This window comes from Pseudomonas sp. NFACC24-1 (assembly GCF_900115235.1).
Classification (GTDB): domain Bacteria; phylum Pseudomonadota; class Gammaproteobacteria; order Pseudomonadales; family Pseudomonadaceae; genus Aquipseudomonas; species Aquipseudomonas fluorescens_AA.
Genome location: NZ_FOVS01000010.1, coordinates 90,916 through 105,110 on the forward strand (window position 1 = coordinate 90,916; position 14,195 = coordinate 105,110).

12 protein-coding genes are annotated in these 14,195 nt (G+C 62.9%); 6 read left to right on the forward strand and 6 right to left on the reverse strand.

Annotation, left to right across the window (positions count from 1 at the left end):
- Window positions 1-210: 210 nt before the first annotated feature.
- Window positions 211-2,388 (reverse strand): malate synthase G, encoded by a 2,178-nt coding sequence (locus BM317_RS11810; protein WP_092474376.1) that lies wholly within the window; start codon window positions 2,386-2,388, stop codon window positions 211-213.
- A 571-nt stretch (window positions 2,389-2,959) separates the two neighbouring features.
- Between BM317_RS11810 and BM317_RS11815 the strand changes: the two genes are divergently transcribed.
- Window positions 2,960-3,478, forward strand: coding sequence for a glycine cleavage system transcriptional repressor (locus BM317_RS11815; RefSeq protein WP_092169539.1), 519 nt, complete (start codon window positions 2,960-2,962; stop codon window positions 3,476-3,478).
- Between the two features lie 217 nt (window positions 3,479-3,695).
- Here BM317_RS11815 and rarD read toward each other — a convergent pair whose 3' ends face one another.
- The 5 genes from rarD to BM317_RS11845 all read right to left on the reverse strand — a co-directional run bounded on the left by rarD (window position 3,696) and on the right by BM317_RS11845 (window position 9,494).
- Entirely contained in the window at window positions 3,696-4,583 is an 888-nt protein-coding gene (gene rarD / locus BM317_RS11820) for an EamA family transporter RarD (RefSeq protein WP_092474378.1), read from the reverse strand.
- Between the two features lie 217 nt (window positions 4,584-4,800).
- Window positions 4,801-5,775: a serine/threonine protein kinase gene (locus tag BM317_RS11830; protein WP_060740323.1), complete on the reverse strand. Its 975-nt coding sequence runs from the start codon at window positions 5,773-5,775 to the stop codon at window positions 4,801-4,803.
- Between the two features lie 186 nt (window positions 5,776-5,961).
- The gene (locus tag BM317_RS11835) at window positions 5,962-7,863 is read right to left on the reverse strand and encodes a PhoX family protein (protein ID WP_092169548.1); all 1,902 of its coding nucleotides are present in this window, start codon (window positions 7,861-7,863) and stop codon (window positions 5,962-5,964) included.
- A gap of 67 nt (window positions 7,864-7,930) precedes the next feature.
- Entirely contained in the window at window positions 7,931-8,695 is a 765-nt protein-coding gene (locus BM317_RS11840; protein WP_092169552.1) for a TOBE domain-containing protein, read from the reverse strand.
- A 58-nt stretch (window positions 8,696-8,753) separates the two neighbouring features.
- Window positions 8,754-9,494 (reverse strand): ComF family protein, encoded by a 741-nt coding sequence (locus BM317_RS11845; RefSeq protein ID WP_092169558.1) that lies wholly within the window; start codon window positions 9,492-9,494, stop codon window positions 8,754-8,756.
- Between the two features lie 90 nt (window positions 9,495-9,584).
- Between BM317_RS11845 and bioB the strand changes: the two genes are divergently transcribed.
- From bioB to bioD, 5 genes are all read left to right on the forward strand, one after another.
- Window positions 9,585-10,640 (forward strand): biotin synthase BioB, encoded by a 1,056-nt coding sequence (gene bioB / locus BM317_RS11850; protein WP_014340550.1) that lies wholly within the window; start codon window positions 9,585-9,587, stop codon window positions 10,638-10,640.
- A 168-nt stretch (window positions 10,641-10,808) separates the two neighbouring features.
- A complete protein-coding gene (bioF, locus tag BM317_RS11855) occupies window positions 10,809-11,987 on the forward strand; it encodes an 8-amino-7-oxononanoate synthase (protein WP_092474382.1) in 1,179 nt (392 codons plus the stop codon).
- Window positions 11,980-12,711 carry an alpha/beta fold hydrolase gene (locus tag BM317_RS11860; RefSeq protein ID WP_092169567.1) on the forward strand — a complete coding sequence of 244 codons (732 nt, stop codon included), beginning with the start codon at window positions 11,980-11,982 and terminating at the stop codon, window positions 12,709-12,711. The genes bioF and BM317_RS11860 overlap by 8 nt, the downstream gene beginning before the upstream one ends.
- Window positions 12,704-13,516, forward strand: a complete 813-nt coding sequence (bioC, locus tag BM317_RS11865) for a malonyl-ACP O-methyltransferase BioC (protein ID WP_092169571.1) — start codon at window positions 12,704-12,706, stop codon at window positions 13,514-13,516. The genes BM317_RS11860 and bioC overlap by 8 nt, the downstream gene beginning before the upstream one ends.
- Window positions 13,513-14,193, forward strand: a complete 681-nt coding sequence (gene bioD, locus BM317_RS11870; RefSeq protein WP_060740330.1) for a dethiobiotin synthase — start codon at window positions 13,513-13,515, stop codon at window positions 14,191-14,193. The genes bioC and bioD overlap by 4 nt, the downstream gene beginning before the upstream one ends.
- The last annotated feature ends 2 nt before the right edge of the window (window positions 14,194-14,195 follow it).

Sequence of the window (14,195 nt, forward strand, 5' to 3'; positions counted from 1 at the left end):
TGCGCAGCAGCCCAACAGAGTTCAACCCAATCAACCTGACACACCGAGCCGACAGGCGTTAGGGTTGCTTCGCAACCCAGCGGGGATAAATCCCCTCGCCACAAATGCAGCGCTTGGCGTTATTGCCTGAGTTGGCAGTACTGTTACTTCCAATGAAAAAAGCCCCGATCTTTCGATCAGGGCTTTTTTTGTGCCGCTTCTACCGCTCAATCACAACCCATTGGCGGCCTTGAACTCGCGACGGCGACGGTGCAGCACCGGCTCGGTGTAGCCGTTAGGTTGCTTGGTGCCTTCGATCACCAGTTCGACCGCCGCCTGGAAGGCGATGTTGCTGTCGAAGTCTGGCGCCAGCGGCCGGTACAGCGGGTCGTTGGCGTTCTGGCGGTCGACCACCGATGCCATGCGCTTGAGGCTTTCCATCACCTGGTCTTGCGTGACGATGCCGTGGCGCAGCCAGTTGGCGATGTGCTGGCTGGAGATACGCAGCGTCGCACGGTCTTCCATCAGGCCGATGTCGTTGATGTCCGGCACCTTGGAGCAGCCGACGCCCTGGTCGATCCAGCGCACCACGTAGCCGAGGATGCCCTGGGCATTGTTGTCCAGTTCATTCTTGATCTGCTCCGGCGTCCAGTTCGGGTTGGCGGCCAGCGGGATGGTCAGGATGTCGTCCACCGAAGCGCGAGCGCGCTTGGCCAGTTCGGCCTGGCGAGCGAACACGTCGACCTTGTGGTAATGCAGCGCGTGCAGGGCGGCGGCGGTCGGCGAGGGAACCCACGCGGTGTTGGCGCCGGCCAGCGGATGAGCGATTTTCTGTTCGAGCATCGCCGCCATCAGGTCCGGCATCGCCCACATGCCTTTGCCGATTTGCGCGCGACCTTGCAGGCCGGTGCTCAAGCCGATATCGACGTTCCAGTTTTCATAGGCGCCGATCCACTTCTCGGCTTTCATGTCGGCCTTGCGCACCATCGGGCCGGCTTCCATGGAGGTATGGATTTCATCGCCGGTACGGTCGAGGAAGCCGGTGTTGATGAACACTACGCGTTCGCTGGCGGCCTTGATGCAGGCCTTGAGGTTGACCGTGGTACGGCGCTCCTCGTCCATGATCCCGACCTTGAGGGTGTTGCGCGGCAGGTTCAGCACGTCTTCGACGCGACCGAACAGCTCGTTGGTGAACGCGGCTTCTTCCGGGCCGTGCATCTTCGGCTTGACGATGTACACCGAGCCGGTGCGGCTGTTGCGGCGCGAGGTGTTGCCGTTGAGGCTGTGGATCGCCGCCAGGCTGGTGACCAGGCCGTCGAGGATGCCTTCCGGCACTTCGTTGCCGTGCTTGTCCAGGATCGCGTCGATGGTCATCAGATGGCCGACGTTACGCACGAACAGCAGCGAGCGGCCGTGCAGGGTCACGCCCGAGCCGTCGACGGCGGTGTAGACACGGTCAGGGTTCATGGTCCGGGTAAACGTCTGGCCGCCCTTGGCGACTTCTTCCGACAGGTCGCCCTTCATCAAGCCGAGCCAGTTGCGGTAGATCACCACTTTGTCATCGGCGTCGACGGCGGCGACCGAGTCTTCGCAGTCCATGATGGTGGTCAGCGCTGCTTCCATCAGGATGTCTTTGACGCCGGCGGCATCGGTCTGGCCGACGGGCGTGCTGGCATCGATCTGGATTTCGAAGTGCAGGCCGTTGTGTTTCAGCAGCACGGCAGTCGGTACCGAGGCATCGCCCTGGAAGCCGATCAGTTGGGCATCGTCACGCAGGCCGCTGTTGCTGCCGCCCTTGAGAGCGACCACCAGTTTGCCCTCGACGATCTTGTACGCGGTGGAGTCGACATGGGAGCCGGCCGCCAGGGGGGCCGCTTCATCGAGGAAGGCGCGGGCGAAGGCGATGACCTTGTCGCCGCGTACCTTGTTGTAGCCTTTGCCTTTTTCCGCGCCGTCGGCTTCGCTGATGGCATCGGTGCCGTACAGCGCGTCGTACAGCGAACCCCAGCGGGCGTTCGAGGCATTGAGGGCGAAGCGGGCGTTCATCACCGGTACCACCAGCTGCGGGCCGGCCATGCGGGCGATTTCGTCATCGACGTTCTGGGTCGTGGCTTGGAAATCCGCCGCTTCTGGCAGCAGGTAGCCAATGTCTTGCAGGAAGGCTTTGTAAGCCACGGCGTCGTGGGCCTGGCCGGCACGGGCCTGGTGCCAGGCATCGATCCGCGCCTGGAAATCATCGCGTTTGGCGAGTAGGGCTTGGTTCTTCGGGGCCAGGTCGTGGATGACCTTGTCGGCACCGGCCCAGAACGCATCGGCGGTGAGGCCGGTTCCGGGAATGGCTTCGTTATTCACGAAGTCGAACAGGACTTTGGCGACCTGCAGGCCACCGACTTGAACGTGTTCAGTCATTGCTTGCCTCACTCTGCTCAGCTATTTCGCTTTTCAGCTCTTCGATTTTGACAATGAAGCCTCGGGACATTTAAACCACAAACCCCGGAACCAGTACATGCCATCGCTGGCGGCTGGGTATTCAAGCCTTGCTGACGGGGCTTTTCAGGGATGCGACTGGCCTTAAGCAGACATCGGTACAACAGGGGCATCGCGATTATGTAGTGCGTGCTGCGGCATACTACATGATCAATTGCGGTTGTGAAAATTAGACTAATTGCGTCGTTCCGCGACCGACTAAAGCAGTACAGTCACGACGCGGTGTCGGATGTTCTCAAAAAAACTGTGGATTGTTCCAGATAAATATTAAAACTTGTACACGATTGACGTGGGCGGACGAGTCCCTGTGGCGAGGGGATTTATCCCCGTTGGGCTGCGAAGCAGCCCCCCCAAGACATTCAACTCAAACTGTCTGATACACCGAAGTGACGGATTTAGGGCCGCTTCGCGCCCCAACGGGGATAAATCCCCTCGCCACAGGACTTGTGCGTCCTGCCTATACTGTCCCTTCCATCAACAAGAGGACTGCGCCATGGACCACCTCGTCATCACTGTTTTCGCCCCGGACAAGCCCGGGCAGGTCGAGCGCATCGCCGAGTGCATTGCCGAACATGGCGGTAACTGGCTGGAAAGCCGCATGGCGCACCTGGCCGGGCAATTTGCCGGGATCGTGCGCTTCAGCGCCCCGGCCGAGGCCCATGAAAAATTGATCGAAGCCTTGCAGGGGCTGGCGGCCCACGGCATCCACGTATTGATCGCTGAAAGCGCCGTTGAGGAGTCCTGCACTTGGAAACCCATCACCATGGAGCTGGTGGGCAACGATCGTCCCGGTATCGTGCGGGACATCACCCGGTTGTTGAGCGAGCAGGGCGTCAATGTCGAGCGTCTGGTGACCCATGTCCGGCCGGCACCGATGAGCAGTGAGCTGCTGTTTCATGCCGAAGCGATCCTGGGCGTGCCTTTGACCCTGTCGTTGGAGACCTTGCAGGAACGCCTGGAAACCTTGGCCGATGAGTTGATGGTGGAGCTCAAGCTCAGCGACGACGTGTAATGAAGGTTATCCAAGGAAAAACTGCGCCTGCCTGTGGATAACCTGTAGAGACCCGGCCCCAGCCCAGGCCCGCCGGGGGGCAGCGGCTAGTGATCAAAAAATCACCAGTTTTCAAGGGCTTGTGCACAAACGGCGGGGATCACGCTGTGGATAACCTTGGGAAGGATAAGCGCAGGCCACGGCGGACGTGGCCTGTAGAGGTTTTTGCGTTTTTTGATCAGCTGCGCCGGCGCATGCTGATCACCGCATCGACGCTGTACACCGCCAGCCCGGCCCAGATGAACAGGAACGCCACCAGCGTGCTGGGCGACAGGTGCTCACCGAACAGCAGCACGGCGAGCAACAGCACCAGCGTCGGTGCGATGTACTGGAGAAATCCCAGGGTGGTGTAGGGCAAATGCCGGGCCGCGGCGTTGAAGCACACCAGCGGAACCAGTGTCACGGGGCCGGCCGCCACCAGCCACCAGGCTTCGGAGGTGGTCCAGAACGCGGCCTGGGCACTGGTGGCCGTGGGATTGAACAGCAACCAGGCGATGGCGATCGGCACCAGCATCCAGGTTTCCACCACCAGCCCCGGCAATGCCTTGACCGGCGCTTGTTTGCGAATCAGCCCATAGAAACCGAAGGTCAGTGCAAGCACCAGCGACACCCAGGGCAGGCTGCCGACTTGCCAGACCTGCTGCGCCACGCCGACGGCCGCCAACCCCACCGCCAGCCATTGCATGCGGCGCAGGCGTTCGCCGAGGATCAACATGCCCAGCAACACATTCACCAGCGGGTTGATGTAGTAACCCAGGCTGGCTTCGAGCATGCGTTCGTTGTTCACCGCCCAGACGTAGGTCAGCCAGTTGGCCGCGATCAGCGTGCCGCTCAAGGCCAGGATCGCCAGCCGACGCGGATTGTCCCGCAGTTCGCGCCACCAGCCCGGGTGTTTCCAGACCAGCAGCAATGCCGCGCCGAACAGGGCCGACCACAGTACCCGGTGGATGATGATTTCCACTGACGGTACGCTGGCGATGGCCTTGAAGTAGATCGGGAACAGACCCCAGATGATGTAGGCACTCAGGCCCAGGATATACCCGCGACGCGGGTTGGCGGCTTGCATGCAGAATCCTTGCTTAGGCAGCTAACAAAGGGGGATTGTAAGGAGATTTGTCAGGTTGTGCTGTGAACCTTTGTGAGCGTACCCCGGCACAGATCCCTCTGTGGGAGCGGGCTTGCTCGCGAAAGCGGTGGGTCAGTCGACATGAATATTGAATGTTCCTCCGTCTTCGCGAGCAAGCCCGCTCCCACAAAGGTGGCGCGGTGACTGCTGAAGCCAATCAGAACAGCTTCAACGGCTCTTCATTGAGCGCCGCCAATTGCTCGCGCAATGCCAGCACCTGGTCGCCCCAGTAGCGTTCGCTGCCGAACCACGGGAAGCTGCGGGGGAACGCCGGGTCGTCCCAGCGCCGCGCCAGCCAGGCACTGTAGTGCATCAGCCGCAAGGCCCGCAGCGGTTCGATCAGCGCCAGTTCACGCGGGTCGAAGTCGTGGAACTCACGGTAGCCGTCCATCAGTTCCGACAATTGCCCCAGGCATTCCTGGCGATCGCCGGCGAGCATCATCCACAGGTCCTGCACCGCCGGGCCCATGCGACAGTCGTCCAGGTCGACGATGTGGAACACCTCGTCGCGGCACATCATGTTGCCGGGATGGCAATCGCCGTGCATGCGGATGTTCTGGTGGGGCGTAGCGGCGTAGACCTCTTCGACGCGCTTGAGCAAGTCCCGGGCGACCGACTCATAGGCCGGCAGCAGGCTGCGGGGAACGAATCCGCTCGCCAGCACGGTGGCCAATGAATCGTGACCGAAATTCTTCACGCCCAGGGCTTCACGATGCTCGAACGGCCGGGTCGCCCCGAGCGCGTGCAGGCGTCCGAGCAATTGTCCCAGGCGATAGAGTTGGTCGAGATTGCCCGGCTCCGGCGCACGGCCTCCGCGACGAGGAAACAGGGTGAAACGAAACCCGGCGTGTTCGTGCAGGCTGGCACCGTTGTGGATCAATGGCGCCACCACGGGCACTTCGTATTCGGCCAGTTCGAAGGTAAAGCTGTGCTCTTCCAGGATCGCTTCGTTGGTCCAGCGCTGGGGGCGATAGAACTTGGCGATCAGCGGCTCGGAATCTTCGATGCCGACCTGATAGACGCGGTTCTCGTAGCTGTTGAGGGCCAACACGCGGGCGTCGCTGAGAAAGCCGATGCTTTCAACGGCATCGAGCACCAGGTCGGGCGTGAGGGTTTCGAACGGATGGGACATGCTGACTCCTGCGCAGCGGCAGGGCTGCCGCGTCCGGCACAGCATGGTAGCGCAAAGCAGCCTGGATTGATCGGTGATCGTTCCCACGCTCTGCGTGGGAATGCCTCATGTGACGCTCCGCGTTACGCTTTGGGACGCGGAGCGTCCCTGGCTGCATTCCCACGCAGAGCGTGGGAATGATCAGCATCAGGCGCCGATGACCCCGCCGTCTTCCCGGGTAATCACCATCACCGAAGACCGCGGCTTGCCGTTGGGCAGGTGCTCAGGGAAGGTCGAACCACCGTTTTCCCCTGGATGCTGGATCCCGACGAACAAGGCTTTCTGGTCCGGGGCAAAACTGATCCCGGTCACTTCGCAGCCCACCGGTCCGACCATGAAACGGCGGATTTCGCCACTGTTGGGGTCGGCGCAGAGCATCTGGTTGTTGCCCATGCCGGCGAAGTCCCCGGCGTTGCTGGAGTCGCCGTCGGTGAGAATCCACAGCCGGCCGGCCTTGTCGAAGCCCAGGCCGTCGGGGCTGTTGAACATGTTCTGCGGGTTGATATTGGACGACCCGGCTTTCGGCGTGCCGGCGTGTACCGTCGGGTTGCCGGCGACCACGAACAGATCCCAGGAGAAGGTCTTGGCGGCATGATCGTCGCGGTCGGTGCGCCAGCGCAGGATCTGCCCGTAGACGTTCTTGGCCCGAGGGTTCGGCCCGTCCACCGGTTGGCCGTCTTCGCCGCGCTTGGAGTTGTTGGTCAGGGTGCAATAGACCTGGCCGTCTTTCGGGCTGACCACGATCCACTCAGGACGGTCCATACGGGTGGCACCCACGGCGCTGGCAGCCAGGCGCGCGTGGATCAGCACCTCGGCCTGGTCGGCGAAGCCACTGCTGGCGTCGAGGCCGTTCTTGCCGTGGGTCAGCTCGATCCACTGGCCCTTGCCTTTGGGATGGTCCGGGTTGCCGTCGCCGGCATCGAAGCGCGCCACGTACAAGGTGCCGTGGTCCAGCAGGTTGCGGTTGGCCTTGGCATTGCGATGGTTGATGCGCTCGCGGCTGACGAACTTGTAGATGAACTCGCCGCGTTCATCGTCGCCCATGTACACCACGGCGCGACCGTCATTGGTTTGTGCCAGGGCGGCGTTTTCGTGTTTGAAGCGGCCCAGGGCGGTGCGTTTCACCGGCGTGGATTCTGGATCGAACGGATCGATTTCCACCACCCAGCCATGGCGATTGAGTTCGTTGGGGTTCTTCGCCAGGTCGAAACGCGGGTCGTACAGGTGCCAGTTGATCTCGCGGCTGGTGACGGTGGCGCCGTAGCGCTTTTGCGCCTCATCGAACTGCAGGTCGGTCTTGCTGCTGCCGAAGCAGTCGGTGAAGTTTTCTTCGCAGGTCAGGTAGGTGCCCCACGGCGTCATGCCGTTGGCGCAGTTCTGGAACGTTCCCAGCACTTTCTTGCCGCTCTTGTCGGCACTGGTTTTCATCAGCTCGTGACCGGCGGCCGGGCCACGCAGGCGAATCGGCGTGTTGCCGTGGATCCTGCGGTTGTAGCGCGATTCCTGGACGAACTGCCACTGCCCGCGACGACGCTGGACCTCGATCACCGACACCCCTTCGCTGGCCTGGGCCTTGTGCACGTCTTCGGCCGACTGCGGCTGGCCGCCGTGGGGGAAGAGGTAGCGGTAGTTGGTGTATTCGTTGTTGATCGCCATCAGCGCCCGGTTCTTGTCGCCGGGGAATTCGAACAGGCTCATGCCGTCGTTGTTGTCGCCAAACTGCACTTCCTGTGCGCGGGCTGTTCCATTGCCACTGGGATCGAACGCCGGTGCATTTTTCTGCAGCGGCTGGCCCCAACTGATCAGCACCGAGGCCTTGTAGCCCGGCGGCAGCGTGATGGTGTCGGCCGTGGCGGCGGGGATGCTGTTGAAACCCAGCAGCCGGCTGTTGCCTTCGCTCACGGCGGCGGCCAGCACGCTGCGGCTCAGCAGGTTGCCGCCCAGGAACATCGCCGCGCCGCACAGGGCGCCGGCGCTGATGAAACTGCGTCGGCTCAGGCCGACGATCTTTTCCAGGTCGGTGGATTGGTTTTCTTCTAATAGGCTCATCATCAGGCTCCCTGCTGGTTTTGGCAGTCACCTTAAAGCGGGTCGATGAAACTATTGTTGCAGCGCGCTACAGCGGTGTGCCGAGCAGCACATTTGTCGCTGAAAACGTCACTTGCACCGGTGAGCCGGCTACCAGGTCCTGCGCTTGCAACTGAAGCGGGTCGGCCAGGGCACACAGCGTCTGGCCGTTGGGCAGGCCGATGCGCACTTCGCTGGGGCCGTCTTCGGCGGCGTCGACCTGCTCGATCATGCCGCGCAGCGTATTGATCCCCGGTTTTTCCGCTTGTTCGACGGGATGCAATTCCAGCCAGCCGGCCTTGATCAGCGCCACCACGTCGGTGCCGACAGCCAGTTCGAGGCGCAACGTGCTGTCATGGGTGATCCGCGCTTCGATGACCAGGCCCCGGGCCAGCTCCAGGCGTACCCGGTCGTTGTGCCCCCGGGCCTCGATGCCCAGGACCTTGCCATGCAATTGATTGCGGGCACTGGTGCGCAGCATCAGGCGACTGAGCAGGCCCAGGTCCCCGGCGTCTTCGCTGGCTTCCAGCAGTTGCGCCTGCAGCGCTTGCAGGCGCTGATACAGGCGCAGCACCCGTTGGCCTTCCTCCGACAGCCTCGCGCCGCCACCGCCCTTGCCGCCGACGCTGCGTTCCACCAACGGATGGTCGGCGAGGTTGTTCAACTCATCGATGGCATCCCATGCCGCCTTGTAGCTCAGGCCCGCGCTCTTGGCGGCGCGGGTGATCGAGCCCTGTTCGGCGATGTGCTGCAACAGGGCGATGCGTTGTGGTCGCCGAACGATGTGTTGGGTCAGAAGCGTGGGCAATGACATGACGGCAAACTGCGTGCAAAAGTCGATGAGCGGACGTTGGCGCCTTGGGCCCGGTACGTCAAGCCGGTTCACCGGGTTTCGGCGTGCGGGCCAGGCAATACACGTCGACCCGCGCCGCGCCGGCATCGAGTAACAGGGCGGCCAGGGCCTGGGCGGTGGCGCCGGTAGTGAGCACATCGTCGACCAACGCCAGGTGACGATTGCGTAACGTCGCCTGGGGCGCGAGGGCAAAGGCCTGGCGCAGGTTTTGGCGCCGGGCCTTGGCATCGAGGGCCTGTTGGGCGGGCGTATCCTGGGTGCGTCGCAGCAGGTTTTCTGCGCAAGGGATCGCCAGCGGCCCACTGAGCCAGCGGGCCAGCAGTGCCGCCTGGTTGAAACCGCGCTGGCGCAAACGCCGGGTGGCCAGTGGCACCGGTACCAGTGCGTCGGGCCGTTCCAGCCCTTCGTCGAAATGATGTTGCAGCGATTGCGCCAGCAGTTCGCCCAGCAGCCGGCCAAGGGGCCATTTCGCCTGATGCTTGAAGCGGGTGATCAGGCTGTCCACCGGGAAGTCGTAGGTCCAGGGTGCCAGGACCCGTTCGAAGGCTGGCGGCCGAGCGGCACATTGGCCGCAGCGCAGTCCGGCCATGGGCAGTGGCAGGGCGCAAATGCTGCATTGATCGCCGAGCCAGGGCAGCTCGCTTTCGCAAGGGGTGCAGATAGGCTGGGGGGTATCGGTGCTTTCGCCGCACAACAGGCAGGTTTGTTTGTTTTTTAACCAGATGTAAACCGGTCCTTTGTATCGTGGTTGACAGCGCATGACTCTTCCTTAAATATGCTGAACATCCGTGTCGCGCCTGTGGGTATTGCATGCCCCAGGCGCCAGCCAAGCATAATCAAGGAAATGCCCATGAGCGCCAGCACCACTGCCAACCTGCGTCATGACTGGTCTTTGGCCGAAGTCAAAGCACTCTTTGTCCAGCCATTCAATGACCTGTTGTTCCAGGCGCAGACCGTGCACCGCGCGCACTTCGACGCCAACCGCGTCCAGGTTTCCACGCTGCTGTCGATCAAGACCGGCGCTTGCCCGGAAGATTGCAAATATTGTCCGCAGTCCGGTCACTACAACACCGGTCTGGATAAAGAGAAATTGCTCGAAGTGCAGAAGGTCCTCGAAGAGGCGGCGCGGGCCAAGGCCATTGGTTCGACCCGTTTCTGCATGGGCGCGGCCTGGAAACATCCGTCGGCCAAGGACATGCCGTATGTGCTGGAAATGGTCAAAGGCGTGAAGGCCATGGGCCTGGAAACCTGCATGACCCTGGGCCGTCTCGACCAGGAACAGACCGAAGCGCTGGCCCAGGCTGGCCTGGACTACTACAACCACAACCTCGATACCTCGCCGGAGTTCTACGGCAGCATCATTACCACCCGTACCTACAGCGAGCGCCTGCAAACCCTGGCCTATGTACGTGATTCGGGGATGAAGATCTGCTCCGGCGGCATCCTGGGCATGGGCGAGTCCCTGGACGACCGCGCCAACCTGCTGATCCAACTGGCGAACCTGCCGGAGCACCCGGAGTCGGTGCCGATCAACATGCTGGTCAAAGTCGCCGGCACGCCGCTGGAAAATGCCGAAGACATCGATCCGTTCGATTTCATCCGCATGCTTGCCGTGGCGCGGATCATGATGCCCCAGTCCCATGTGCGCCTGTCCGCTGGTCGTGAAGCGATGAACGAGCAGATGCAGGCCCTGGCATTTTTTGCCGGCGCCAACTCGATTTTCTACGGCGACAAGCTGTTGACCACCGCCAACCCGCAAGCCGACAAGGACATGCAATTGTTCGCACGCCTGGGCATCCAGCCCGAAGCCCGCGAAGAACATGCCGACGAAGTGCACCAGGCGGCTATTGAACAGGCGCTGGTGGAGCAGAAGAGCAGCGAGCAGTTCTATAACGCGGCTGTTTGACCACTCACCGATTTCCCGGATTGGAATGCAAGCCCCTGTGGGAGCGAGCTTGCTCGCGATCGCGGCATCACAGCCGACAGCAATGTTGAATGTCATGGCCTCATCGCGAGCGAGCTCGCTCCCACAGGGATCTCACTCCGTCCATAAACGGTTCACCCCGAGGCCTGCATGCCCTTCGATCTCGCCGCACGCCTGGCTGCCCGTCGTGCCGACAACCTCTACCGCCAGCGCCCGCTGCTCGAAAGCCCCCAGGGCCCGGAAGTGGTGGTGGACGGCCAGCCGTTGCTGGCGTTCTGCAACAACGATTACCTGGGCTTGGCCAATCACCCGCAAGTGATCGAGGCCTGGCGCACCGGCGCGGCGCGTTGGGGTGTAGGGGGTGGTGCCTCCCATTTGGTGATCGGCCACAGCAGCCCTCATCACGCCCTGGAAGAAGCGTTGGCCGACCTGACGGGGCGTCCGCGGGCGTTGCTGTTCACCACCGGTTACATGGCCAACCTCGGCGCGGTCACCGCGCTGGTGGGCCAGGGCGATACGGTGCTGGAAGACCGCCTCAATCATGCTTCGCTGCTCGACGCCGGGCTGTTGTCCGGTGCGCGTTTCAACCGATACCTGCACAACGATGCCCAGAGCCTGGCCAGTCGCCTGGAGAAAGCCACTGGCAATACCCTGGTGGTCACCGACGGCGTGTTCAGCATGGACGGCGACATTGCCGACCTGCCGGCCCTGGCCCGGGAGGCAAAGGCCCGGGGTGCCTGGCTGATGGTCGACGATGCCCACGGCTTCGGTCCGCTGGGGGCCCATGGCGGCGGTATCGTCGAACATTTTGGCTTGAGCCAGGAGGACGTGCCGGTGCTGGTCGGCACCCTGGGCAAGGCCTTTGGCACCGCTGGGGCCTTCGTCGCCGGTAGCGAGGAACTGATCGAAAGCCTGATCCAGTTCGCGCGCCCCTACATCTACACCACCAGCCAACCGCCGGCCCTGGCCTGCGCCACGCTCAAGAGCCTTGAACTGCTGCGCGGCGAGCATTGGCGGCGTGAACACCTGCAGGTGCTGATCCGCCAGTTCCGCCAGGGTGCCGAGCAGATCGGCCTGCAATTGATGGACAGCTTCACGCCGATCCAGCCGATCCTGGTGGGCGATGCGGGACGGGCCATGCGCTTGTCGCAGATGCTGCGTGAGCGGGGGCTGATGGTCACGGCGATCCGCCCACCCACCGTGCCGGCCGGCAGCGCTCGTTTGCGCGTGACCCTGACCGCCGCCCACAGCGAGGCCCAGGTGCAGCTATTGTTGAATGCACTGGCCGAGTGTTTTGCCCTGTTGGGACCGGAGCCAAGCCATGCGTGATCGACTGATTTTGCTGCCCGGTTGGGGCTTGGGCGTTTCACCGCTGGAACCGCTGGCGGCGGCCTTGCAAGGGCTCGACGAACACCTGCGGGTGGAAATCGAGCCGTTGCCGCCATTGCTATCGAGCGACCCCGATGAATGGCTCGAAGAATTGGACGCCACCTTGCCTCAGGACACCTGGCTGGGCGGTTGGTCCCTGGGCGGTATGCTGGCCTCGGCGCTGGCGGCGCGCCGGGGTGAGCGCTGCTGTGGCCTGCTGACCATGGCCAGCAATCCGTCCTTTGTCGCCCACGAGCAATGGTCGAGCGCGATGGACGGCCAGACGTTCGATGGCTTTCTCGCCGGCTGTGGGGCCGACCCACGCCAGACCCTCAAGCGTTTCAGTCTGCTGTGTGCCCAGGGCTGCAGCGATCCACGCGGGTTGTCGCGGTTGTTGTTGGCCGGGGCGCCAAGTTCTTCGCCCGACGTATTGATGGCCGGGCTCGAACTGCTGGCGCGATTGGACACCCGTGCTGCGTTGCAGAGTTTCCGAGGCCCGCAACTGCATCTGTTTGCCGGGCTCGATGCCTTGGTGCCGGCCGAGGCCGCGGGTGATTTGCTGGCCTTGCTGCCGGATGTCGAAATCGGTCTGATTGAACAGGCCGGCCACGGATTCCTTCTGGAAGACCCTCACGGTATAGCGGCGGCGATCCAGGTTTTTTTGCACGAGTCCGGCGATGACTGATTTGTCTCTCCCTCCATTGCCCGGTGCCTTGCCCGACAAACGCCAGGTAGCGGCGTCGTTTTCCCGGGCGGCGACCAGCTATGACAGCGTGGCCGAGCTGCAGCGCGACGTGGGCCAGCAGTTGCTCGGTCGCTTGGCGCCTTCTTTCACGCCGCAACGTTGGCTGGACCTGGGCTGCGGCACCGGCTATTTCACTCGGGCCTTGGGTGCGCGTTTTGGTGCGGCCACCGGCCTGGCGTTGGATATCGCCGAAGGCATGCTCAACCATGCGCGTCCCCAGGGTGGCGCCGAATATTTTATCGCCGGTGATGCCGAGCGGCTGCCTTTGCAGGCGGCGAGCTGCGACCTGGTGTTCTCCAGCCTGGCGGTGCAATGGTGCGCGGATTTCGCCACGGTGCTGAGCGAGGCCCATCGAGTGTTGAAGCCGGGTGGGGTGTTGGCCTTCACCAGCCTTTGCGTGGGCACTTTGTACGAATTGCGCGACAGCTGGCGTCAGGTGGATGGCTTGGTGCACGTCAACCGTTTCCGTGCGTTCGAGACGTATCAACACCTTTGCGCGGCCAGCGGGCTGAATGTCGTCAGTCTTGAAATCCGTCCGCATGTGCTGCATTACCCTGATGTGCGCAGCCTGACACATGAATTGAAAGCTTTGGGTGCCCACAATCTGAACCCAGGTCGTCCTGGTGGCTTGACGGGCAGGGCGCGGATTCTCGCGCTGGTCGAAGCCTATGAGCGGTTTCGTCAGGCCCAGGGGCTACCGGCAACTTACCAGGTGGTCTACGCCGTTTTGGAGAAACCGCTATGAGCAAGGCCTATTTCATTACCGGCACTGATACCGATGTAGGCAAGACCACTGTCGCGGCGGGCCTGCTGCATGCTGCCCGACAGGCTGGCATGAGCACGGCTGCCGGAAAACCCGTGGCCTCTGGCTGCGACGTGACGCCCAAGGGTCTGCGCAACGCCGATGCCTTGGCCTTGCTGGCCGAGTGCTCGATACCGTTGACTTATGCACAGGTCAATCCGGTGGCGTTCGAACCGGCAATAGCGCCGCACCTGGCCGCCCGGGAAGCGGGCGTTGCCCTGACGGTGCAGTCGCTACTTGGCCCGATGCGCGAAGTGCTGGCGCTGAACGCCGATTTCACCCTGATCGAGGGCGCAGGTGGTTGGCGTGTACCGCTGGCCGGCCAGGACAATCTTTCCGATCTGGCGATCGCGCTGGGCTTGCCGGTGATTCTGGTGGTGGGTGTGCGCCTGGGTTGCATCAGCCACGCGTTATTGACCGCCGAGGCTATCGCCCGTGATGGCTTGCAGCTTGCCGGTTGGGTCGCGAACATCATCGACCCGGCCACCTCGCGCCTGGAAGAAAACCTGGCAACCTTGGCCGAGCGACTTCCGGCACCGTGCCTGGGCAGGGTGGCGCGGATCCAGAGCGTGACGGCCGAAGCCGTGGCCGGACACCTGCAATTGGATCTGCTGGACTGAGC

Coding starts and splice junctions, on each gene's coding strand:
- BM317_RS11815 (WP_092169539.1), top strand. CDS start 2,960: ATGGACCACCTCGTCATCACTGTTTTCGCCCCGGACAAGCCCGGGCAG.
- BM317_RS11845 (WP_092169558.1), bottom strand. CDS start 9,494: ATGCGCTGTCAACCACGATACAAAGGACCGGTTTACATCTGGTTAAAA.
- bioC (WP_092169571.1), top strand. CDS start 12,704: ATGACTGATTTGTCTCTCCCTCCATTGCCCGGTGCCTTGCCCGACAAA.
- BM317_RS11860 (WP_092169567.1), top strand. CDS start 11,980: ATGCGTGATCGACTGATTTTGCTGCCCGGTTGGGGCTTGGGCGTTTCA.
- BM317_RS11810 (WP_092474376.1), bottom strand. CDS start 2,388: ATGACTGAACACGTTCAAGTCGGTGGCCTGCAGGTCGCCAAAGTCCTG.
- bioF (WP_092474382.1), top strand. CDS start 10,809: ATGCCCTTCGATCTCGCCGCACGCCTGGCTGCCCGTCGTGCCGACAAC.
- BM317_RS11835 (WP_092169548.1), bottom strand. CDS start 7,863: ATGAGCCTATTAGAAGAAAACCAATCCACCGACCTGGAAAAGATCGTC.
- bioB (WP_014340550.1), top strand. CDS start 9,585: ATGAGCGCCAGCACCACTGCCAACCTGCGTCATGACTGGTCTTTGGCC.
- rarD (WP_092474378.1), bottom strand. CDS start 4,583: ATGCAAGCCGCCAACCCGCGTCGCGGGTATATCCTGGGCCTGAGTGCC.
- BM317_RS11830 (WP_060740323.1), bottom strand. CDS start 5,775: ATGTCCCATCCGTTCGAAACCCTCACGCCCGACCTGGTGCTCGATGCC.
- BM317_RS11840 (WP_092169552.1), bottom strand. CDS start 8,695: ATGTCATTGCCCACGCTTCTGACCCAACACATCGTTCGGCGACCACAA.
- bioD (WP_060740330.1), top strand. CDS start 13,513: ATGAGCAAGGCCTATTTCATTACCGGCACTGATACCGATGTAGGCAAG.